Origin of the sequence: Paenibacillus sp. FSL F4-0097, from assembly GCF_038593125.1 — a bacterium.
Classification (GTDB): domain Bacteria; phylum Bacillota; class Bacilli; order Paenibacillales; family Paenibacillaceae; genus Paenibacillus_AQ; species Paenibacillus_AQ odorifer.
Genome location: NZ_CP151965.1, coordinates 5,063,439 through 5,085,214, shown reverse-complemented (window position 1 = coordinate 5,085,214; position 21,776 = coordinate 5,063,439). Strand labels below are relative to the sequence as shown.

General features: G+C 47.1%; 16 protein-coding genes. 13 read left to right on the top strand and 3 right to left on the bottom strand.

Annotation, left to right across the window (positions count from 1 at the left end; genetic code table 11):
* The first annotated feature begins 25 nt into the window (after positions 1-25).
* The 10 genes from MHH86_RS22790 to ascB all read left to right on the top strand — a co-directional run bounded on the left by MHH86_RS22790 (position 26) and on the right by ascB (position 11,453).
* Positions 26-928, top strand: coding sequence for a sugar ABC transporter permease (locus tag MHH86_RS22790; RefSeq protein ID WP_036683309.1), 903 nt, complete (start codon positions 26-28; stop codon positions 926-928).
* Positions 929-942: 14 nt separating this feature from the next.
* Positions 943-1,779: a carbohydrate ABC transporter permease gene (locus MHH86_RS22785; protein WP_342479436.1), complete on the top strand. Its 837-nt coding sequence runs from the start codon at positions 943-945 to the stop codon at positions 1,777-1,779.
* Between the two features lie 56 nt (positions 1,780-1,835).
* The gene (locus tag MHH86_RS22780) at positions 1,836-2,846 is read left to right on the top strand and encodes a glycoside hydrolase family 130 protein (RefSeq protein ID WP_143762734.1); all 1,011 of its coding nucleotides are present in this window, start codon (positions 1,836-1,838) and stop codon (positions 2,844-2,846) included.
* A gap of 330 nt (positions 2,847-3,176) precedes the next feature.
* Positions 3,177-5,135, top strand: a complete 1,959-nt coding sequence (locus tag MHH86_RS22775; protein WP_076279257.1) for a carbohydrate-binding protein — start codon at positions 3,177-3,179, stop codon at positions 5,133-5,135.
* An 88-nt stretch (positions 5,136-5,223) separates the two neighbouring features.
* A complete protein-coding gene (locus MHH86_RS22770) occupies positions 5,224-5,682 on the top strand; it encodes a TIGR00366 family protein (protein WP_248549335.1) in 459 nt (152 codons plus the stop codon).
* A gap of 392 nt (positions 5,683-6,074) precedes the next feature.
* Entirely contained in the window at positions 6,075-7,997 is a 1,923-nt protein-coding gene (locus MHH86_RS22765; protein ID WP_339210463.1) for a BglG family transcription antiterminator, read from the top strand.
* Positions 7,998-8,026: 29 nt separating this feature from the next.
* Positions 8,027-8,365 carry a PTS lactose/cellobiose transporter subunit IIA gene (locus MHH86_RS22760; protein ID WP_038572728.1) on the top strand — a complete coding sequence of 113 codons (339 nt, stop codon included), beginning with the start codon at positions 8,027-8,029 and terminating at the stop codon, positions 8,363-8,365.
* 1 nt (position 8,366) lies between these two features.
* Positions 8,367-8,672: a PTS sugar transporter subunit IIB gene (locus MHH86_RS22755; RefSeq protein ID WP_036683292.1), complete on the top strand. Its 306-nt coding sequence runs from the start codon at positions 8,367-8,369 to the stop codon at positions 8,670-8,672.
* A 3-nt stretch (positions 8,673-8,675) separates the two neighbouring features.
* The gene (locus tag MHH86_RS22750) at positions 8,676-9,974 is read left to right on the top strand and encodes a PTS transporter subunit EIIC (RefSeq protein WP_036683289.1); all 1,299 of its coding nucleotides are present in this window, start codon (positions 8,676-8,678) and stop codon (positions 9,972-9,974) included.
* Positions 9,975-9,992: 18 nt separating this feature from the next.
* A complete protein-coding gene (gene ascB / locus MHH86_RS22745; protein ID WP_076099841.1) occupies positions 9,993-11,453 on the top strand; it encodes a 6-phospho-beta-glucosidase in 1,461 nt (486 codons plus the stop codon).
* Positions 11,454-11,611: 158 nt separating this feature from the next.
* Here ascB and MHH86_RS22740 read toward each other — a convergent pair whose 3' ends face one another.
* Complete coding sequence (locus MHH86_RS22740) at positions 11,612-12,265, bottom strand: GntR family transcriptional regulator (RefSeq protein WP_036683283.1); 654 nt, start codon at positions 12,263-12,265, stop codon at positions 11,612-11,614.
* A gap of 219 nt (positions 12,266-12,484) precedes the next feature.
* Here MHH86_RS22740 and uxuA point away from each other — a divergent pair, with 219 nt between their 5' ends.
* Together uxuA and MHH86_RS22730 are read left to right on the top strand one after the other, a co-directional pair.
* Positions 12,485-13,561 carry a mannonate dehydratase gene (gene uxuA / locus MHH86_RS22735; RefSeq protein ID WP_036683280.1) on the top strand — a complete coding sequence of 359 codons (1,077 nt, stop codon included), beginning with the start codon at positions 12,485-12,487 and terminating at the stop codon, positions 13,559-13,561.
* Positions 13,562-15,172: a mannitol dehydrogenase family protein gene (locus tag MHH86_RS22730; protein ID WP_036683277.1), complete on the top strand. Its 1,611-nt coding sequence runs from the start codon at positions 13,562-13,564 to the stop codon at positions 15,170-15,172.
* A 439-nt stretch (positions 15,173-15,611) separates the two neighbouring features.
* Here the strand turns inward: MHH86_RS22730 and MHH86_RS22725 are convergent, their stop codons facing one another.
* Both MHH86_RS22725 and MHH86_RS22720 read right to left on the bottom strand, forming a co-directional pair.
* The gene (locus MHH86_RS22725) at positions 15,612-16,487 is read right to left on the bottom strand and encodes a hypothetical protein (protein WP_341144577.1); all 876 of its coding nucleotides are present in this window, start codon (positions 16,485-16,487) and stop codon (positions 15,612-15,614) included.
* A 22-nt stretch (positions 16,488-16,509) separates the two neighbouring features.
* Complete coding sequence (locus MHH86_RS22720; protein WP_051491281.1) at positions 16,510-17,352, bottom strand: hypothetical protein; 843 nt, start codon at positions 17,350-17,352, stop codon at positions 16,510-16,512.
* 383 nt (positions 17,353-17,735) lie between these two features.
* Here MHH86_RS22720 and MHH86_RS22715 point away from each other — a divergent pair, with 383 nt between their 5' ends.
* Positions 17,736-21,635, top strand: coding sequence for a X2-like carbohydrate binding domain-containing protein (locus MHH86_RS22715; RefSeq protein ID WP_342479435.1), 3,900 nt, complete (start codon positions 17,736-17,738; stop codon positions 21,633-21,635).
* Positions 21,636-21,776: the final 141 nt, after the last annotated feature.

Below are 21,776 nucleotides of genomic sequence, written 5' to 3'. Positions count from 1 at the left end.
AGGGAGAGGAGCCGGAAGAAACCAGATGAACAAAACAAAACAAGCCTTATTTTCATACAGCTTTATCTTTCCAAGTGCCTTGCTCACGTTGGTCCTCGGGATTTATCCGATTGCCTGGGCGTTCCGCTATATGTTCTATGATTACAAAGGGTTCGGAACGGCCCGGTTTACCGGGCTGGCCAATTTCAGCCGCATCCTGAAGGATACCCAGTTCTGGGATTCGGTGGTGAACACGTTTGTCTATGCAGGCGGCAAGCTGCTGATCACTATTCCGCTGGCTCTGCTGCTGGCCTCCATATTGAATCGGGGGCTGCGGGGCAGACAGCTGCTGCGGGGGATTTTCTTCATGCCGACCGTCATCAGTACCGCCGTAATGGCCGTAGTCTTCTTCACGATCTTTAACTCGTATAACGGGATTCTCAACCAGTTCCTGATCCGTTCGGGCCTTTCCGATTCCGGTGTGGACTGGCTGGGGCCGAAATATGCCATGCTCACCGTCATTTTGGTTGCGGCTTGGGGGGCGGTCGGCAATTACATGCTGCTCTTCCTCGCCGGTCTGCAGAATATCCCGGAGGATGTTTATGAAGCCTCTTCCCTGGACGGAGCAGGCAGACTCCAGCAGTTCCGCTATGTCACCCTGCCGATGCTCGGGCCTGTCATGCAGATGGTCATTATGCTGGCGATCATTACAGCTTTGAAGGGATACGAGAGCATTATGGTGCTGACCGAAGGCGGTCCTGTAGGCAAGACAGAGGTGATGTTCCTGTATTTGTACAAATTATTTTTCCCTGTCGGCGGAGGCAGCGCGGCGGTCCAGGTCCAAGAGTTCGGATACGGCAGTGCGGTCGCCTTCGTGTCTGCGGTCATCGTCGGGATCATATCGCTCATTTATTTCTACGCATCCAGACGTATGAATCAGACCGATTGAGGAGAGAGGCTATTATGAGAATAAGAACCATACTGGGCAATATCATCCTGTGGATTTTTTTGCTGGCATTTGCTTTTATCACCCTGATTCCGGTTGTTATCACCATTATCGGCTCCTTCAAGACAAATGCCGAACTGACTGCGGGAGCCACCTTCCTGCCGGATAGCTGGCACTTCTCGAACTATGCCGAAGCCTGGGCGCAGGCGAATTTCTCCAGATATACGCTGAACAGCCTGATTGTCTCTCTGGCGGCGGTGGTTGGCACGCTGCTGGTATCATCCATGGCGGCTTATGTGGTGGACCGGATGGATTTTGCAGGCAAGAAACTGTATATCGGCCTGCAATCCTTCACTATGTTCGTGGCAGTAGGGGCGGTCGTGCTGCGTCCGCAGTTTGATCTGATGGTCAAGCTTCATCTGCACAGCAGCCTGTGGGGGGTCATATTGATTCTGATCTCCGCCCATGCTTCGATCTTCTTCATTCTGTCCAGCTTCATGAAGGGGATTCCCCGTGAGCTGGATGAGGCGGCGCTGATGGACGGCAGCTCCCCCGGCCGCACCTTCTGGCGGATTATTCTGCCGCTGCTCGGACCTGGACTCGGCGTAGGTGCGCTGTTCACCTTCCGCGGCGCGTGGAATGAATATCTGCTGCCACTCGTGTTCACGATGACGAAGCCGGAGCTGCAGACGCTGACTGTCGGGCTGGCGAACCTGAAATACGGGATTTCGGCCGCTTCCCAGACCCACTATATGATGGCAGGCGCCTGCTTGTCCATTCTGCCGATTCTCGTAGCCTATCTGTTCGCCAACAAATCCTTCATGCAGATGACAGCCGGTTCCCTCAAAGGGTAGCGGTCCGGCCCTGCGCAACCCATATTCCATATTTAACATTCAAGGAGGTACATCCCATGACTCAACACGCTCCGGCAATTCTGCAATCTGCCCCGTTCATCCGGCGGTATCCGGGCAATCCTGTGCTGGATGCAACGAAGGTTCCTTACCCCACCGCACTGGTATTCAATGCCGGTGTAACGAAATTTAACGGCAAGTATGTGATGATCTTCCGTAATGATTACGGCTCACTGGTAGATCAGACGCTTGAGCCGCACCACACCACGGATCTCGGCATTGCTTACAGTGACGACGGGCTGAGCTGGACCGCCGGCCCGAAGCCAGTGTTCAAAATTCATGACGAGGAAATTATCCGCGCCTACGACCCGCGCCTGACCGTGATCGGCGGCCGTTGTTATATGTGTTTTGCCGTGGATACGCACCATGGCATCCGCGGCGGAATTGCCGTTACCGATGATCTGGAACACTTCGAGGTGCTCAGCCTGTCTACACCGGACCTGCGCAATATGGTACTGTTTCCCGAGTTGATCGGCGGCAAGTATGTCCGGCTGGAGCGTCCCTTCACGGTATACAGCCGCGGCGGCCGGGACCGCTTCGATGCCTGGATCTCCGAGTCGCCGGACCTGAAGCATTGGGGCAACTCCAGCCTACTGCTCGCCGTCGAGCAGGTGCCGTTTGCCAATGACAAGGTTGGCCCGGCCGCACCTCCGGTCCGGACGGATAAGGGCTGGCTGACCACCTTCCATGCGGTGGATGTGGACCCGGCCAGAGGCAAGCAAGGTTGGGAGGACACCTGGAAGAAGCGCTATACCGCCGGAATTATGCTGCTGCATCTGGAGGACCCCCGCAAGGTGATCGGCATGAGCAGGCAGCCGCTGCTGGCACCGGAGACAGACTATGAGATTGGCGGGGGCTTCCGCAATCATGTGATTTTTCCGGGAGGGATGATTCTGGAGGATGACGGCGAGGTCAAGATCTATTACGGCTCTGCGGATACGGTGGAATGTCTGGCAACGGCCCATGTGGACGATCTGCTCCGGCTCTGTCTGGAGCCGGAGCATAGATAAGATTGGAAGCAGGCTGAGGGCGGAAATGCGGAGTAACAGTAGGGCCATGTGCCATGATTGGAGCGGCTTACGCGGAGATTGTGCATAAAATGCAACAATACAGCTCAGTAGTAGCGACCAACGCAGAAATCCTGTACAAGGTGAACAAAACCGGGGCCGTATTTTAAAAGGAAACTTTGCTGATGCAGAAAAGGTTAGTATTACTCTGCCACTTCCGAAGCTGAACAGGAATATGACGATTTTATGAAAAGAGTAATAGAGCATCACTGGTGAAATCATTATTCACTGATGACAGAGTATTTTCTGAAGATATGAAAGAGGTGTTTATTTATGCTAAAAAGGTTAAAACTATTAAGTTTAATTGTTTGTATGCTCGCCAGTCTTTTAGCTGTCGTTCCTTTGACAGCAAGAGCGGCGGGCACAATTGTAAGCTATCCATTACCGTCGATCTATACCACGACCAGTCAATACACGGTAACAGCAGACTCTACAAATATACCGGTAATCGACACTTCGGCGGTATTTGTAAACTATAATTATTGTAATTTCTCTTTTTCAGGAACTACTACAATCACAATAACAGCAAGCGAGACAATCAATACCTATAATATTTCTCCCAAAGCTTTGGGAATCACTGCAACAAAGAGCGGAAATACACTTACATTTACACTTTCATCACCAACATATCTTATAGTTAAAATCAACAACCTGAAAGATCTGGTTATTGCGGCAGATGCTCTTGAAACCAATGTTCCGGCTTCATCCGGTACAGGTATATACAATGTTAAAACCGGGTACGGTGCCGACAGTACCGGTGCCGCTATGGCTACAACTGCAATACAAAACGCCATAAATGCGGCTAACGCAGCAGGTGGCGGTATAGTATACGTTCCAGCCGGTGTTTATAAGTGCGGAAACCTTGTTTTAAAAAGCAATGTTTCGGTTTATCTGGAGGGTGGTTCTGTTATAAGGGGTTCAGGAAATCCAAGCGATTACACTACCCATTTTCATAAGAATTCTCTGGGTAAGGATGGAACATGGTTTATTTATACTGAAACAAATGCAAACAATATTAAGATATACGGCAGGGGGACTATTGACGGCAATGGCCATTATATGAGAAATACAAACAATTATTTGAACAATATTCTTGTACCCTTGCAGTGCAGCAACTTCACGGTTGACGGCATAACAATAAGAGACAGCGGTGGCTGGGCTACAATAGTTACAAGATCTAATAACGTAACATTCCAGAATACAAAGCACTTCAACAACAATGAACTTGATTATGAAAATGATGCAATCGACATTCAAGAGAGCCAGAATGTACTCATAAAGCACACTGTAGCAGTATCGGAGGATGACACATACTCATTTAAGACATGGGATGTAGAAACTACGGATATAGCTGCAAACTGGCCTGGAAGTCCTGAAAGCCAGTCAAATGTAGTTGTGGATGATGCTTTGGCTTGGAGCAGATGTGGAGCATTTAAGGTTGGAGATGGAGTGAAACAGCTTCAGGATGGCATAGTTGTTAAAAACTCTTATGTATACCGGTGCTGGCGTGCTTTAGCAGTAGGTCATCTTTATGGAACTCCAGCAGCACAAAACATCATATTTGACAATATAGATGTAGAAGGCTTCTGGCCAAGATCCGGTGTTCACTCCAGATGGTTTGATCTTTCTGCGAAAACCGGTCCGATAAAAAATGTGGTCTATAATAATATAAATTTACGCGCCTTAGGTGAAGTTTCAATAATGAAGGGTTGGAGTGACACATCTACTGTCTCCGGAGTTACATTAAACAATGTTCGCGTCGGTGGAGTTGCGGCAACTACATTGGCAGAATTGAAAATAACAGATACTAACAGCTATGCTGCAGCTCCAAAATTCAACACATTGAAATTTGAAGCGGAAGGCTATAACCTTAGTTCAGGTGTTATTTCCTATGAGGCAAGCACTGATGGTGGGCTGGATGTTGGTGGAGGGAGTAATGGCGACTATATAGCATTTAAAAATGTAGATTTTGGTAGTACAGCTAAAACAAGTATTGATTTGAAGGTTGCATCCGCTAATTCCGGCGGAAGAATAGAATTCCACTTGGACAGTCCTACGGGCACTATGCTGGGTTATTGGACAGCAGAAAGCACAGGCGGATGGCAGACATGGTCAGTCAAGAATATCCCGCTTAATGCCGGAACCGCCGTAGGGACCCATACCGTATATGTAACTTTTGTTAAGTCAGATTCAACCACAGTTGCAAATTTAACCTGGTTCCAGTTCAAATAGAATGGAAACGGTTTGATTTAATTGCAATAAGATGGATCTAGCTATTGTTGTGGCAGAATCGCCGAATTGAGGCCTTTTTAATGCCAAGATGAAATATAACTCACACTACGCTGCTGTGATCATCGGTTTGGCCCGGGGGATCCTCGTCGTTGCAGAGAACGGGATGATTATCGATACCATTTTGAATGGCCTGGCTACTATGCTTAAGGGTTTGCCGAATTACTTGTTCACCACCATCATGCTGGTCGTGCATAATATTATTACGTTCTTGGTTCCTTCTTCATCAGGAGAGGCGGCCTTGACGATGCCTGTGCTTGCACCATTAGGCGATCTTGTGGGTGTTAACCGCGAAGCAGTAGTAACCGCATACCAATTTGGAAATGGATTAACGAATCTCATTTCGCCAACAGGCGGTGTGCTGCTGGCAGGTTTGGCCATCGCCCGGATCAATTTTGGACAATGGTTAAAGGTAATTCTCAAGCTGTTTCCGATTCTTTGGCTGGTGGCGGCAATCTTTGCCGCAGTTTCCTCAGCTGTAGGCATGTAGTGGATAAAAAATATTGCAAAGCCATGCGGGATTCCCGCAGAAGATAATCAAAATCCCAAGGTCATACTGATCTTGGGATTTTTGACTCTATATATTAATCCTATTCCCCTCACATCCCATCTGTAGAAAATGAATCGTCCTCCTAACTAATTTATTTTTGTTTATTTTAACAATTAATCGGCACTCTCCCCTTTGTTGTATATTTCCTCCTGATTTGTGGCCACAAATAATGTATGCTAAGAATTTAATCCGTTATTTACCTATCCGTCAGTTTCTGCCGTTCCAAACAGCAGAATATAAACTGTTCAGAAGATAACGCTTCCACGTATGATGTATTCATAACCAGCTGAGTGCTTCATCCGATACTAGTATCACAAATGAGGGAATTTAAGGTGAGAGAATATACGATTGTTAATATTTTATATACCCGCAAGAGTCCTGTGCGCATGAGTGAGCTGATTGCCGAAGTGGGGTTGTCCGAACGGACTCTCCGTGACGTGATCCGTGGACTCGACAAAACAGGAGAGGCGAATGGTTTCGGTATCCGTATGATCCGCGGCCAGGGTTATCTGCTGGAGATTGGTGATGAAGCCAAATTCAGTAGCTACCAAGAAAAAGGCATGCTGCAGCTGGATCAGGTGGATCTCGATAATAAGCAGTCACGCCAGCAGTATTTGCTATTTTATCTCTTGCAGAACGATGGCTATCAGTCTATGGATAACATGGCGGAAGAAATCGGCGTCAGCCGTTCTACCATTATTTCCGATCTGAAGGAAGTAGAGCAGCGACTGGCCGCTTTCCGGCTTAGCTTGAAACGTCGGGCTCATTATGGCATGAAAATCGAGGGGGAAGAGCAAGACTTCCGCAAAGCCTTTTCTTACTTTATCTTGCAATCGGGTCATACACTGCAGCATACGGAGGATTTTCATGCCTTCAGTCAGGACTTTGATGCTGAGCAGCTTAAGGGATTTCTACTGCAAATCCTCAAGGAAAAAGAACTGAAGATCTCAGATGTGTTTCTGGATAATATCTTGACCCATCTGTTCATTCTTCTATACCGGGTTTCCAAGCACAATTTCATTGTGGCTGGTCAAGCCTTGCAGGGAACACCTGAGCCGCTGTATCAGGATATTGCTAGGAGCATCGCAGATTTTATCTCCTCTCACTACCGGATTAAGCTTCCGGCGGATGAGATTGATTATTTGGCGCTGCACATTTCTGGTAAGACCATTATGGAGCGGATGTCGGAAGAGACCAAATCGCATCTGCGGGAGGGAATTACGGCTATTCTGGAGCGCTTGGACCGCGAGTTCCTCACTGGATTCACTCAAGATCACGAGCTGCGCGAAGCGCTTCTATTGCATATGTTCCCGCTGCTGAACCGGTTGTATTACAATCTTCAGCTCGGCAACCCATTGGTGGAGGATGTTTACAGCCAGTATGCCAATGTGTTCGTCATTTCCTTCCGTTTCGCTGAGATTGTAGAGGAGCAGTACGGGTTTCGGATGTCGCGCGATGAGGCAGGGTATGTCGCGTTGCATTTTGCCACCCATCTGGAACGGATGCAGCAGCGCAATCTGGAGAAGTTCAAGCGGATTGCCGTGATCTGCTCGACGGGAGGGGGCAGTGCCCAGTTAATCCGGCTGAAGCTGGAAGCGGTATTCCCCAAAGCGTCGGTGATCACAGCCTCCATTACGGAGGTGGAGGAGATCAGCAGCAAGCCTGTGGATCTGATTCTCTCTACTGTACCGCTGGCAACAGAGATTAAGGAAAAACCGGTGATCCATATCAAACAGCTGCTGGATGATCAAGAGATTCAGCGGATCAAAGAAATATTGTCTTTGCAGATTAATCGTACAGAACCGTCCTACAAGCTGATGGATTTCAAGGATTTGTTCCGCAGGGAGCTGTTCCATCTGTCTGGTTCGGACGAAGATTACATGGAGCTGTTAAAGCAGCGCTGCCGGGAGATCGTGGGCAATCATTATGCAGCTGACGATTTCCCTGAACAAGTGCTGCTCAGAGAGCAGAAATTCACCACCATTTACAAAAATGGGGTGGCCGGCCCGCATCCGATGCGGATGAGCGCGATCCGCGACTGTATAAGTGTTACCGTGTTGAAGAAACCGCTGATCTATGAGGGTAAGCCGGTCCAGTTGATTTTTCTGATCAATCTGGGTCCGGGGCAGTTGTTCCTGCACAAAGAGATCAGCAAGCTGCTACTGGTTCTAATGGAGAAGGAAGACAGCCGTAACCGGCTGCTAAACACGAATAGTTATGAGCAATTTATGAATGAGATAGAGAACCTACTATAAATAAAATGACGATACGGAGTGGAGAACCCATGGATTATGAACAAACGATTATGCAGATTATTGCCAGCAGCGGAGAGGCTAGAAGCCTTAGCCTAAAAGCGGTAAGAACCGCGCGCGCCGGAAACCTGGAAGAAGCGGGCGAGATGATTAAGAACGCCAAGACCAGCCTGACCAAAGCACACAAAGTGCAAACGGGGCTGATCCAGGCTGAAGGCCGGGGCGAAAAGACAGAAATTACGCTGCTGATGATTCACGCGCAGGATCATTTGATGAATGCCCTTACGGTTAGAGAACTGGCTGTGGAATTGATCGAAGAGATCAAAGAACGCAAAGCACTCGAACTAGAATTGAAAGGATCGGTGAACTAAGATGAAAAAAATATTGCTCGCCTGTGCAGGCGGATTCTCGACAAGTATGCTGGTGGAACGGATGAAAGAATCGGCACGGACACAAGGGGTTGAAGTGGTTATTGATGCAGTGGCGGAGAGTGATATCGCCGATCAAAAGCCTTTTGACATCATTATGCTTGGACCACAAATGGGACACGCCGAAGGCGATCTGGCCGCAGAATATCCGAACATTCCAGTAACTACGATCGATATGATGGACTATGGCATGATGGATGGGGACAAGGTGCTGGCTACAGCACTTGAACTGATGGAGAAGGGGGCTTAAGTCATGGCAGGCGGCGCAGAATGGAGAGCCAAGATCCAGAAAGTCAGCACGAAAATCCAAAAAAACACCTATATCAGCGCTATTTCCAACGGTCTGATGGCCTTGATGCCAATATTGATTCTGGGCGCTATTTTTTCCCTGATTAATGCACTCAAGCTTGATCCTTATCAGAATTTCCTGGAAAGCACTGGACTCAAAACTTATACTTCGATTCCGGCAACCGTAACCACTGATTTGATCGCACTCTACGCGGTGTTCTCCATCGCTTATAATTTTGCTACCCAACATAAGCAGCAAGGCTTTTCGGCAGGGATTTTGGCGCTGATGAGTTTCTTGCTAGTTACACCAAAAGGACTGCTGGATGACGGTGTGACCAAAGCATTTGGTTACTCCTGGTTAGGCGCCAAGGGATTGTTTGTGGCAATCATCCTGGCACTGCTGGTAGGTAAGATCTATACCTTTGTATTGGAAAAGAAATTCTATATCAAAATGCCGAAGGGTGTTCCGCCCACGGTCGAGAAATCTTTTGCCGCACTTACGCCTGGTTTTATCGTAGCGGTTCTGATGCTAGTGCTGACGGCGATTTTCGCCGCAACGAAATATGGCAATATGCACGAGTTTGTCTTCTCGATTATCCAGCTGCCACTGACTAGTCTGGGGGGTACCTGGTGGGCGATGCTGATCTGCATCTTCGTAATTCACCTGCTGTGGTTCTTTGGAGTTCACGGCACCTTGGTAGTCTATTCCGTTGTCGGCCCGATTTGGGTGGCTTTGGGACTTGAGAATCTGGACGCTTACCAAAGAGGTGTGGAAGGTACGCATATCATTGGTTCACCGTTCTTCCCGGTTTATGTACTGATCGGTGGTGCGGGGGCAACGTTAGGTCTCATTATTGCGATGTTGTTCGCCAAATCTACACGTTATAAGACACTTGGTAAACTGGCAATTATCCCAAGTCTGATCGGTGTCAATGAGCCGGTGATTTTCGGGATGCCATTGGTGCTGAATGTTCGGTTTATGATTCCGTTTATCCTGACTCCGCTGGTGAGTAGTGGTCTGGCGATTCTTCTGACGACGCTGGGTATCCTTCCTGTGCTGCACGGGATTCAGGTACCGCTGGGCATTCCGGTGCTGGTTAATGGCTGGATGAACGGGGGCTGGCGCGTAAGTGCGTTCCAGCTGGTTATGATTGGCGCAAGCTTCATGATCTACTATCCATTCTTCAAAAAAGCCGATGCCGAAGCGCTGGAGCAAGAACAGCAGGCTGAAGCTAAAGCGGCAGCAACCGCTGCCACCAATTAATAAAAGGAGACTCAACCGATGACTTATCCATTTCCGGAAAACTTCCTGTGGGGCGGTGCGGTAGCCGCCAATCAGGTCGAAGGCGCGTATAATGAGGGCGGGAAGGGTTTGTCTACTGCTGATGTAGTCAAATATTGTCCTCCTAAGGAACGGCAGAGCCTGGAACTGTTATTGTCCATGTCCGGCCCACAGCTAGAAGAGGCCATACAGGATGATAATCAGGGGAATTACCCCAAACGCAGAGGGATTGATTTCTACCACCGCTACAAAGAAGATATCGCCTTGTTCGCTGAGATGGGTTTTAAGGTATTCCGTATGTCCATCTCCTGGCCACGTATTTATCCGAATGGCGATGAGCAGGTACCTAACGAGGCAGGATTGCGTTTCTACGACGATGTTTTTGATGAGTTGCGCAAATATAATATCGAGCCGCTGGTTACCATTTCCCATTATGAAATGCCTGTGCATTTGGTCACCAAATACAACGGCTGGGAATCCAGAGAACTGGTTGAACTGTTCGTCCGTTATGCGGAAACTGTGTTCACCCGTTACCGGGATAAGGTGAAGTATTGGCTGACTTTCAACGAAATCAACTGTACGCTCAAAGCGCCGTTTCTGGGCGCAGGGATTATTCTGGATGGCAAGTCAAATGAGAAGCAGGTTGCTTTTCAGGCTTTGCATCACCAGTTCGTAGCCAGTGCGCTTGCGATTAAGCGGGGCCGGGAGATCAATCCGCAGTTCCAGATCGGCTGCATGCTGGCCCGCAAGCTGCTCTACCCATATTCCTGTCATCCCGGTGATGTACTGAAAGCGCAAGCGGAGAACCAAATGGCAATGTTCTGCTCCGATGTTCAGGTTAGAGGTTATTATCCTTCTTATATCCGCCGGCATTTGGAGCAGCATGGAGTGACAATAACCATGTTGCCGGGGGACGAAGCTTTGCTGCGGGACAATCTTGTAGATTTTCTTTCCTTTAGTTACTACATGTCCTCAGTAGTCAGTGTGGATGAGAGCATCACGGCCACCACGGAAGGTAACCTGTCCTCAGGGCTGAAGAATCCCTTCCTGAAAACTTCCGATTGGGGCTGGCAGATCGATCCAAAGGGGCTGCGGTTTGTGCTCAAGGAGATGCATGACCGCTACCAGCTTCCTTTGTTCGTAGTAGAGAATGGTCTGGGTGCTGCAGATGTACTCGAACTGGATGGCACTATCCGTGATCCATACCGGATAGAGTATCTGGCACAGCATATTGAGCAGATGGCGGAAGCCATTGCCGATGGCGTGGAGCTAATGGGCTACACCAGCTGGGGCTGTATTGATCTGATCTCGGCTTCCACCTCGGAGATGCGCAAGCGGTACGGCTTCATTTATGTTGATCAGGATGATGCAGGCAATGGAACGCTGCTGCGTCTGCGTAAGGACAGCTTTTACTGGTACAAAAAGGTCATAACCTCTAACGGTGCAGATTTAAGATATTAGTGTGGTGTTATAGTCCTTGTTCATTTTTTATGAAAACCTTGAGAAATCAAGGTTTTTTTGTTTTTTTAATAAGGAATAGGAATCTTGTGAGTTTCTTCTTATAACGAAGTTTTATCCGGGAAGGCACTTAACTTATGGGCAAGCCGCTTTTTGGCCGACTATTTTTTTAGGTATTCCGAGAAGTTCTCCTGAAAGTCCAGTGAATGAATATCTTCCCGAAGATGGTGGTGGATTAGCGGACCGATATTGGTGGTTTCCTTTTGCACCATAAGCTCAAGAATGGATTGGTGTTCGCTCCAGATTTCTTCCAGCTTGTCGGTCTTGAGCATGTGCAGTCTGCGGTACCTGAGATAATGTACATTCGACTGCTGGATCAGAGTCCACAGATACTCACGTCCAGCAAGCCTGTACAAGGCCCGGTGAAACTCGTCGTCTAAATTAAGGAAAGAATCTACAGCATTCTCCTGCCCGATGACCTCTTTTTGTTTCTTAAGAATCTCCTTCAGTTCGTGCACCCCGGGTAGTAAAAGCTGTGCAGAAAGATCCTTGAGGATCTCCTTTTCCAGTGTGCAACGCAAGTATGTGATTTGTTCAACAGATTCTAGATCAATAAAGGACACAATATTACCTTTTTTCGGGTAGATATCGGTATAAGATTCCAGTGCAAGCTGCTTGAGAACATCACGCAACGGCGTACGTGAAATCTGAAACCGCTCAGACAAGGCTGTTTCACTTAGAATGGTACCTGGCTTTAACGCCAGCGTGAGGATTTCTTGCTTCAATGTGTTTAGAATTTCAGCTTTGATTGACATTTCTGTTCCTGCTTTCAATTGTTGATGACAGATACAGTACTAGTATACATGATAAGTTCGTTCATTAAAATTATCGAGATGAAAATAGGGTGGAAATTCCTTGTTTTTATGATAAAATTCCTGATGAATTTGTGATTGACAAAGAATTGTTCTTATTCTATGATCAAGTAAATCTTGTATACAAGATAGATGAAAACGAATTCACAGGAGGGTTTATCAATGAACATGACGTGGAGATGGTACGGCGAGGGCAATGACAATATCACGCTGGATCATATTCGGCAGATTCCGGGTGTAATGGGGATTGTCTGGTCTTTGCACGAGAAAGTAGCTGGAGAAGTGTGGGAAATGGAACGGATCCAAGAAGTGGCGGATCAAATCACCAGTAAGGGTTTCAGCACGGCTGTAGTAGAAAGCGTCAACGTTCATGATGATATCAAAATCGGCTTGCCGACCCGTGATAAATATATCGATATTTATATCGACACCATTCGTAAACTCGCCAAGGTTGGCGTTAAGGTGATCTGCTATAATTTTATGCCTGTTTTCGATTGGACCCGCACAGAGCTGTATAAAGAGTTGCCTGATGGCTCGAATGCCCTCTTTTATGAAAAGGCTGCCATTACCGATAATCCGCGTGAGATGGTGGACCGGATTCTGAAGGGAGCTGGACAGTTCACGATGCCGGGCTGGGAGCCGGAGCGGCTGGCGAAGCTAGATGAGCTGTTTGCGGCTTATGCGGATGTGACAGAAGATAAACTGTTCGACAACCTCCAGTATTTCCTGGAACGCATTATTCCAGTATGCGAGGAAGTGGACATCAAGATGGCTATTCATCCGGATGATCCGGCTTGGCCGATCTTTGGACTGCCGCGTATTATCCGCAATCGGGATATGATCCGCCGCTTTCTGGATTTGGTGGACAGCCCGTACAACGGTTTGACGTTCTGCACAGGGTCACTCGGCACGAATCCGGATAACGATCTGCCAGCGATGATCCGCGAGTTCCATGACCGTATTCATTTTGCACATATCCGCAATGTGAAGGTATTTGAGAACGGTGATTTCATTGAGGTGTCGCACCGTGGGCGTGACGGAAGCGTTGATGTGGCCGAGGTGGTCAACGCCTATCATGAGAACGGATACATTGGTTATGTACGTCCGGATCACGGGCGTCATCTGTGGGGGGAAGAGAAGAACTGCCGACCGGGTTATGGCTTGTATGATAGAGCTATGGGCATCATGTATTTGCTTGGTGTCTGGGATAGCTTGGACAACGTCAAGGAGGCAAAATAAATGCTGCATCTGACCAGAAGCAGTATCCAAGGGGAAAAAGCAGCTTGGAAAGCTGCTGGAGTGGAGCTTCCACAGTTCGACTATGAGCAGGTAGCAAACAATACACAGCTTAAACCGGAATGGATTCATTTCGGTGCAGGTAATATTTTCAGGGGATTCGTGGCAAATGCTCATCAGAAGCTGCTGGATAGCAGGAAGTCGGATACAGGTATTATTGCGGTGGAGACCTTTGATTTCGAAATGATTGATAAAGTCTACAAGCCCTACGACAATCTGACCCTTTTAGTGCTGATGAATGCTCACGGTGATTTTCAGAAAAGAGTAGTCAGCAGTATTGTGGAGGGAATCGCAGCGGACAAAAACCGTGAAGCGGAGTACCGCCGATTGATCGAGGTGTTCGAGAATCCGAGCCTGCAAATGGCCAGCTTCACCATCACGGAGAAGGGATACTCGTTGACGGATCCGCACGATAAATATCTTGGCATTGTGAAAAAGGATATCGAGAGCGGACCGGAGCATCCTGTTCATGTCATGAGCATTGTAGCTTCGCTTGCTTATCGAAGATATCTGAAAGGCCAATATCCGATGACCTTTGTCAGCATGGATAACTGCTCACACAATGGCGACAAGCTGAAAAACGGTGTCGTGTCCATCGCTAAGGAATGGGCCCAAAGAGGACTTGTTGTGGAAGACTTTGTGCGCTATCTGGAAGATGAACGATTAATAACCTTTCCATTGTCCATGATCGATAAAATCACACCACGTCCTTCGGAGAGTGTACAGGCCGCGCTTCTGGAACAGGGAATTGGTGATATGGATGTAATCATTACCTCCAAAAACACATATACCGCTCCTTTCGTAAATGCCGAGATTAGCGAATACCTTGTAGTGGAGGACAACTTTACGAACGGACGTCCACCACTAGAGGAAGCCGGAATTATTTTTACGGACCGGGAGACAGTCAACCAGGTGGAGACGATGAAAGTAACGACCTGCCTTAATCCGCTGCATACGGCGCTTGCTGTTTCCGGTTGTCTGCTTGGCTACACCTTGATCGCGGATGAGATGAAGGATGATACTTTGCGGAGGTTTGTGGAGATAATCGGTTACAAAGAAGGTCTGCCCGTCGTAGTGGACCCGGGGATTCTCAGTCCAAAGCAGTTCCTGGACGAAGTCCTTACGGAGCGTTTTGCCAATCCATTTATCCCCGATACTCCACAGCGGATTGCTACAGACACTTCGCAGAAGGTGGGTATACGGTTCGGTGAAACTATTAAATCCTATATTCGACGGGAGGAGCTCGATCCAGCGCAGCTAACAGCGATTCCACTGGCTATCGCGGTGTGGTGTCGTTACTTACTTGGAGTGAATGATGCTGGAGAGGTCTTCACATTGAGTTCAGATCCGTTACTAGAAACACTGCAAGGTTACCTGCAAGGAGTTTCGCTTGGAGACCAAACCGCAAGTGTGCGCCCCATTCTTGATGATGAGCGACTTTTTGGGGTTCCGTTGTACGCAATTGGTCTAGGCGATAAGATTGAGGTTATGTTCCAGGAAATGATGGCAGGCCCAGGAGCGGTACGGAGAACATTAGAGAACTATTTGAAGTGAAAGCTAGGCAGTTAAGTAGATTTGATTTAATATAGGAGAAAATAAAGCAAAAAAAGTCCCGAGGCAATCAATCGGGGCTTTTTTTGTATGATTTTAAAAAATCCAAACAAAGGGTGAAAAGAATCTTATGTAAAATGAGAAGAACGAAAGTTAAACTAAAAACATGGCGAATAACCGGTGTTCGTCAACTGAGCGACGAATTTTGAGGGGGTTCAACACCATGTTGTGGAGCGGGCAGAAAGGCCGGCTGGAGTAGAAGCGGCGAAAAGGAAGCGGGATTTATACCGTAGAATGAGGCGGATGGAGTGGTTGCGGAGACAATAGAGGCATTAATGCCCTAAAATGTTGCGGATCGAGCGGATGTGGCGAAAGGAACGGGATAAATCCCGTAGAATGCAGCTGATCGGGCGAATACGGAGAAATCTACGGGATAATTGCTTTAGAATGCAGCGGATCGAGCATATACGGAGAATTCTACGGGATAAATCCCGCAGAATGTACCGGATCGGGCGAATACGGTGAAATGAGCGGTATAAATCCCGCAGAATGTACCGGATCGAGCATATACGGAGAATTCTACGGGATAAATCCCGCAGAATGTACCGGATCGGGCGAATACGGGGAAATGAACGGGATAAATCCCGCAGAATATATCGGATCGAGCGAATACGGTGAAATCTACGGTATAAATCCCGCAGAATGTACCGGATCGAGCGAATACGGGGAAATGAACGGGATAAATCCCGCAGAATGCGGCTGATCGAGCGAATGTGGCGAAATGAGCGGTATAAATCCCGTAGAATGCAACGGATCGGGCGAATACGGGGAAATGAGCGGTATAAATCCCGCAGAATGTACCGGATCGAGCGAATGTGGCGAAATGAACGGGATAAATAACGCAGAATGTACCGGATCGAGCGAATACGGAGAAATCTACGGTATAAATCCCGCAGAATGTACCGGATCGAGCGAATGTAGCGAAATGAACGGTATAAATCCCGCAGAAAGCAGCGTATGGAGCGGATGCGGAGAAATGAGTGGTATAAATCCCGTAGAATGCAACGGATCGAGCGAATATGGTGAAATGAACGGGATAAATCCCGCAGAAAGCAGCTGATCGGGCGAATACGGTGAAATGAGCGGTATAAATCCCGCAGAATGTACCGGATCGAGCGAATGTGGCGAAATAAACGGCATAAATCCCGCAGAAAGCAAAGGATCGAGCGGACCGGTCCGGATCAATACACCTTAAAGGAGTGATTCCGCCCATTAACCGGAGAACCACTCCTTTTTTATAGCCAACTTTATAATCCAATCAACGACGACCTCCGTGATCGTTAACTGTGTAAATTGCTGAACTCGATTCGCGAGCTGAAGAACCTAGTAAACTCTTTTTCGATTATTGTTTTCATGATGTTGTGATGCACTTTGAGTTGTGATTGATCGGCGTGGTCTCTAAGGAGTTCAAAGAGCGCTGCTGATTTTTTGAAGCCGGTATCATCGTCTAGCTTGATGCTTAATAATAAGATTTCGAGAATAGTGTTGATTGTATCGTACATATTCTCTTGTTTATAGTAATACATCGCCAGCAGATAAATGTAATCCTCATGGTATCTGATATTCACAATAGTCTCATGTTCTCCTATGTCATCAACATTGATTTTGAATTCCTTCAGAATCCAATCAACGGAATAATCATGTATTATCGAAGATTCTAAGATTGTAATGAGTCCCGGCAATAACTCTTCATCATCACTTTTTCTAATAAACTCAACGTATTTATGTAGGACTCCCATTTTGCCTTCCAACAGATCGATAACGTATGAATTGGCTTTTGCTATATTGCGGTAATATTCGACTTCATTAATACCCTCTTCATCTAAACCTACTATCCAGCCCAGGTCAGCATACTTCTGAATACATATTTTTGCCTCGTCAAACTTACCGGATTTTTGTAGTGCTATACCTTTTGCGCATGAGCTATATCCAAAATAATAGGGGATACTCCGTTTCAGTTTAGGACCTCTTATGAGGTTACTATTGTTTTCATATATGACGGAAATTTGTTCGTGTAGCTTGTCTGCAATTTCAATCATGGCATCCCAATTCTCAAATGAAAATGATGCCTTAAGCATCTGAATCAAGGAATCCACATTCAACCCTTCCAAATCCAACTTCAATCCTATCTCCCTTTCTAGAGCATATCATGCATCGATTAAGATAATTGTATTTCATTTCTAAATTATTCATTTATTTTACATTAAATCATGTGATTTCCATCACGTTACATAAGGTCAAAAGGGTCTTTATTAATAATTTTCAAAATAGATCCAGTCCATATTATCTTCCTTAAGTTTCTATTGTTGGAGGAATAATGTTTGTTCTGTTGTTCATTTGTCCCCTTGTTTTTGGGTTATTTGTACGTAAAATGCGGAAATGTACCTATCGTGGAACTCGTTCTTCCTTTATGATCATCCCGTAAAGAAAGCGCTATCAAAGAAATTTTAACCACATTTTATGAGGGGGTAAGGATGATTTGAAGCGAATGGGAAAAAAACTGGGAATGAGTCTGTTGGTATTTATAATTGCAGCAGCGCAGTTCGGTTTCACAGGAACACAGGGCAATGTGGCACTAGCAGCTGAGAAGAGTATGGCGCAAAAGCCCTATATGGGCTGGAGCAGTTACAGCATGCAGGTGTACGACGGTGCAGGTAACTGGACCTCGGCCGAAAGCATCAAAAAACAATCGGATGTTATGCATGAGAAGTTGCAAGCCCATGGCTATGAATACATCAATATTGATGCGGGCTGGAATGGCAGCATGGATGAATACGGCAGACCGATTCCAAGTGAGACCTTATATCCTAACGGATTTCAAGAGGTCATCGACTATGTTCATAATAATGGACAGAAAATTGGAATCTATATGATTCCGGGGGTATCCATCGATGCCTATAATCAGAATCTAGAGATTTACGGAACGGGTGGCCAATGCCGTATACAGGACATTACAGCCAAACCGCTTACCATTATGGATTATTGGAATTCCTACACTTATAAAATTGATTTCACGAATCCATGTGCCCAGAAGTATGTGGATTCTATTGCGGATATGATTGGCGAGTGGGGCATTGATTTCGTCAAATTTGACAGCGTGACTCCTGGCTCGGGGATTGATAACTTGAGCCGTGATGCGCGCGGCGATGTTGAGGCATGGTCTAAGGCTTTTGACAGAAATAACATCTGGTTTGAGCTGTCCTGGGCGCTCGATCACAATTACGTGGATTTCTGGAAAAAGTATGCCAACGGTTGGCGAATTGACTGGGATGTGGAAGCTTACGATGGCAGTGGGCTGACAGCCTGGCCGAGTATTTCCCGCTTGTTCCCCAAAGCAGCACTTTGGTGGAGGGATGCAGGTCCTGGGGGTTGGAATGATTTTGATTCGCTGAACGTTGGTAACGGATCTATGGATGGTCTAACCAAAGACGAGCGGAAATCCGCGATGACATTCTGGTCAATCTCTTCCGTGCCACTGTATACAGGGAATGACATGACTAGGCTAGACAGCTATGGTTTAGAACTGCTTACCAATGATGAGGTAATTGCCGTAAATCAGGCAGGACGTCCAGGCCATCCGGTATCTATGGATACCCAGCAGCAGGTTTGGTATGCCAATAATGGAGATGGCACTTACAGCGTAGCTCTGTTCAATCTGGGCAGTCGGAGTGCGGAGGTGAAAGTCAAATGGAGTGATCTCGGCCTTGAAGGCCCGGCATCTGTTCGCGATTTATGGAGTCACACTGAGCTGGGAGACTTTGAGAAGGAATTTAGCGGAGGCATACTTGAACCTCATGCGTCACGGATGCTTAAAGTTACAGCATTAGGTGGCACCTCTACAGTCAATGATGATGATACAGGTATGCGCTACAGCGGGGATTGGAAGCGTAATGGCGGCAAAGAGCTGCTAGAAGGAAAGCAGGATTTGAGCATTACGATCAAGGATTCCTCGTTTGCTCCGTTGATGGCTTCACAATCGGATATTACGAACTATGGGACTGACCCGTCTGAGAATTCGTCTGCTGCGAACAAGGCAACGGTCACTAATGTAGTTTACATTAATGATAATGACAGCGGCATTAAATATAATGGCGCATGGCAGGTAAGCTCATCTCGAGGATTGGGTGATTATAAAGACGATGTGCATTATTCCGAGAAGAACGGGGATTCCTTTGAGTACACCTTTACGGGCACTGGCATTGACCTGCTGACCGAAAAGCATGAATCTCAGGGAGATGTGATTATTACACTGGACAATGAGGCTGCACAGACCGTTAGTGCTTATAAAACAGGATCAAGAGAGGTACAGCAAAATCTGTACAGTGTCTCAGGACTGGCTAACGGCTCTCACAGGCTTAAAGTGGTCAAAAGCTCAGGTGATTTTATGCTGCTTGACGCATTTAAGGTGACTACAGAAACTCCAGCAGGAGAACAGAATAGTACCATTACTCCGACATCTGCTCGATTCGACCAAGCAATAGAACAACAAGAGGATGTTACTGTCACTCTGAATTTGAATGGTAATACACTGAGCGGTATTGAAAATAATGGCGAGGCACTATCGGAAGACGATTTTACGGTGACGAATGATAAATTGACCATTCATAAGCAATACCTTGCGCAGCAGCCGGCAGGCACAACCGACTTGATTTTCATTTTTAACACTGGTGATCCACAGACCCTGTCGATACAAATTAGTGATTCTACAGGCATTCGTTATGTGATGATTAATAACGATGATTCAACAGTTAAGTACAATGGCACTTGGAACCGCAGCAGTGGCAGAGGATTGGGTGACTATAAAGACGATGTGCAATATACGGAGCAGAATGGTGATTCTTTTGAATATACCTTCAGAGGAACGGGGATTCAGCTGTTCACAGAGGTAGATGAGTCACAGGGTGATATGGATATATATGTTGACGATCAATTTAAGGAAACCGTCAGTGCCTATCATCATGGACAAATGTCACTTCAGAACCTTTACAGCATTTCTGGCTTACCGGATGGAATGCACACGCTCAAGGTTGTGAAGAAATCAGGCAGATTTATGCTCCTTGATATGCTTAAGGTAGAAATTCCGAATATGATTAATCCGATCGCTGCCAGCTTTGATAAAGCTGCTTCCGCTCAGGAAGATATTGAGGTGACATTGCTGCAGCAAGCGGAAAGCTTTGCCGGTATTACTAACGGATTATATGATCTGGTTCTCGGGACTGATTATTCAGTAGCAGGTAACCGTGTTACACTGAATAAATCTTATCTTGCTGCACAGCCAGTGGGGACGCTGAACCTTAAGTTTACTGTGGAGGGAGATTATCTTAACGATGTTCACTCCACATCAGTGGACGGTGATTTCTTTGAATATACCTTCAAGGGTACCGGAATCAGCCTGATCACACCTATGGGTCCAGAGCAAGGTGATATGGATATTTATGTGGATGGACAACGGGTCCAAACCGTAAATGCGTATAGTCAGAGCCGCCTGACCCGTCAGGGAATTTATAGTATTTCGGGATTGGAAGGCGGGATACACACGCTTAAAGCTGTGAAGAAATCTGGTGATTTCATGCTGACGGATCAAATGAAATTCACAGTTTCAACGAGTCCTGCTGTATCTCCGACACCAACGCCAAGTCCAACACCAACGCCAAGTCCGACACCGACACCAACACCAACATCAACGGACTCAGGTGGCTCGTACATTCCAGCTCAGCCATCTTCTACACCACCTGCCCTGACACCGACGCCAACTCCGGCAACTGGAAACGAGGATGGATCTGCAGGGAATGGCGAGTCTAATCCGATCCGTCATACCGCATATATCAAAGGTTATCCGGGTGGGTTCTTCCAGCCGGAGCACGAAATTACGCGTGCTGAGATGGCAACGATTCTTGCCAATGTTGCTGAGAAGGGAGCTACTGGAGCAGGGGTTGTGTTCAGTGATGTGCCTTCTGGTTACTGGGGTGCTGATGCCATAACTAAAGCAGCGAAGATGGGACTAATGAAGGGTTACAGCGATGGCACCTTTAAACCTAATCAACCATTGACGCGTGCAGAAATGGCCAGTCTGGTGACCCTGCTTAGAACGGATTCGACGCAGAAGGGCTCCGGTTTCTCTGACATCATTGGACATTGGGCACAGGTGGCGATTTTGCAAGCCCAAGGTACTGGCATTTTCACTGGTTATAATGACGGGACTTTCCGTCCTAATGCCAAGCTTACTCGTGCCGAAGCTGTTGTGGCTATGAATAGGGCTTTGGGCAGAGGTCCTCTAACCAATGTAACAAATCCACAGTGGGCAGATGTTCCGGCAACGCATTGGGCCTTCGGCGACATTGAAGAAGCTTCGACGGATCATGTCTTTACATCTGGATCAGAGGCCAGAGATCAGAAGAAGAACTGATTGTCTAGCCAAAGCATTGAAGAAGGGGGGCCGTTACTGGCCCCTTTTTTCTAAATGACAGGAGGGCCACGCACTATAGATAAAATATCGGAATTGCCGATAAAAGGCAGTGATAACGGCGTAGATCGCTGTTTTTTTTCC

What these genes read in the sequence shown, in the direction of transcription:
- MHH86_RS22790 (WP_036683309.1), top strand. Translation starts at nt 26, where the DNA reads ATGAACAAAACAAAACAAGCCTTATTTTCATACAGCTTTATCTTTCCA.
- MHH86_RS22785 (WP_342479436.1), top strand. Translation starts at nt 943, where the DNA reads ATGAGAATAAGAACCATACTGGGCAATATCATCCTGTGGATTTTTTTG.
- MHH86_RS22780 (WP_143762734.1), top strand. Translation starts at nt 1,836, where the DNA reads ATGACTCAACACGCTCCGGCAATTCTGCAATCTGCCCCGTTCATCCGG.
- MHH86_RS22775 (WP_076279257.1), top strand. Translation starts at nt 3,177, where the DNA reads ATGCTAAAAAGGTTAAAACTATTAAGTTTAATTGTTTGTATGCTCGCC.
- MHH86_RS22770 (WP_248549335.1), top strand. Translation starts at nt 5,224, where the DNA reads ATGAAATATAACTCACACTACGCTGCTGTGATCATCGGTTTGGCCCGG.
- MHH86_RS22760 (WP_038572728.1), top strand. Translation starts at nt 8,027, where the DNA reads ATGGATTATGAACAAACGATTATGCAGATTATTGCCAGCAGCGGAGAG.
- MHH86_RS22755 (WP_036683292.1), top strand. Translation starts at nt 8,367, where the DNA reads ATGAAAAAAATATTGCTCGCCTGTGCAGGCGGATTCTCGACAAGTATG.
- MHH86_RS22750 (WP_036683289.1), top strand. Translation starts at nt 8,676, where the DNA reads ATGGCAGGCGGCGCAGAATGGAGAGCCAAGATCCAGAAAGTCAGCACG.
- ascB (WP_076099841.1), top strand. Translation starts at nt 9,993, where the DNA reads ATGACTTATCCATTTCCGGAAAACTTCCTGTGGGGCGGTGCGGTAGCC.
- MHH86_RS22740 (WP_036683283.1), bottom strand. Translation starts at nt 12,265, where the DNA reads ATGTCAATCAAAGCTGAAATTCTAAACACATTGAAGCAAGAAATCCTC.
- uxuA (WP_036683280.1), top strand. Translation starts at nt 12,485, where the DNA reads ATGAACATGACGTGGAGATGGTACGGCGAGGGCAATGACAATATCACG.
- MHH86_RS22730 (WP_036683277.1), top strand. Translation starts at nt 13,562, where the DNA reads ATGCTGCATCTGACCAGAAGCAGTATCCAAGGGGAAAAAGCAGCTTGG.
- MHH86_RS22715 (WP_342479435.1), top strand. Translation starts at nt 17,736, where the DNA reads ATGAGTCTGTTGGTATTTATAATTGCAGCAGCGCAGTTCGGTTTCACA.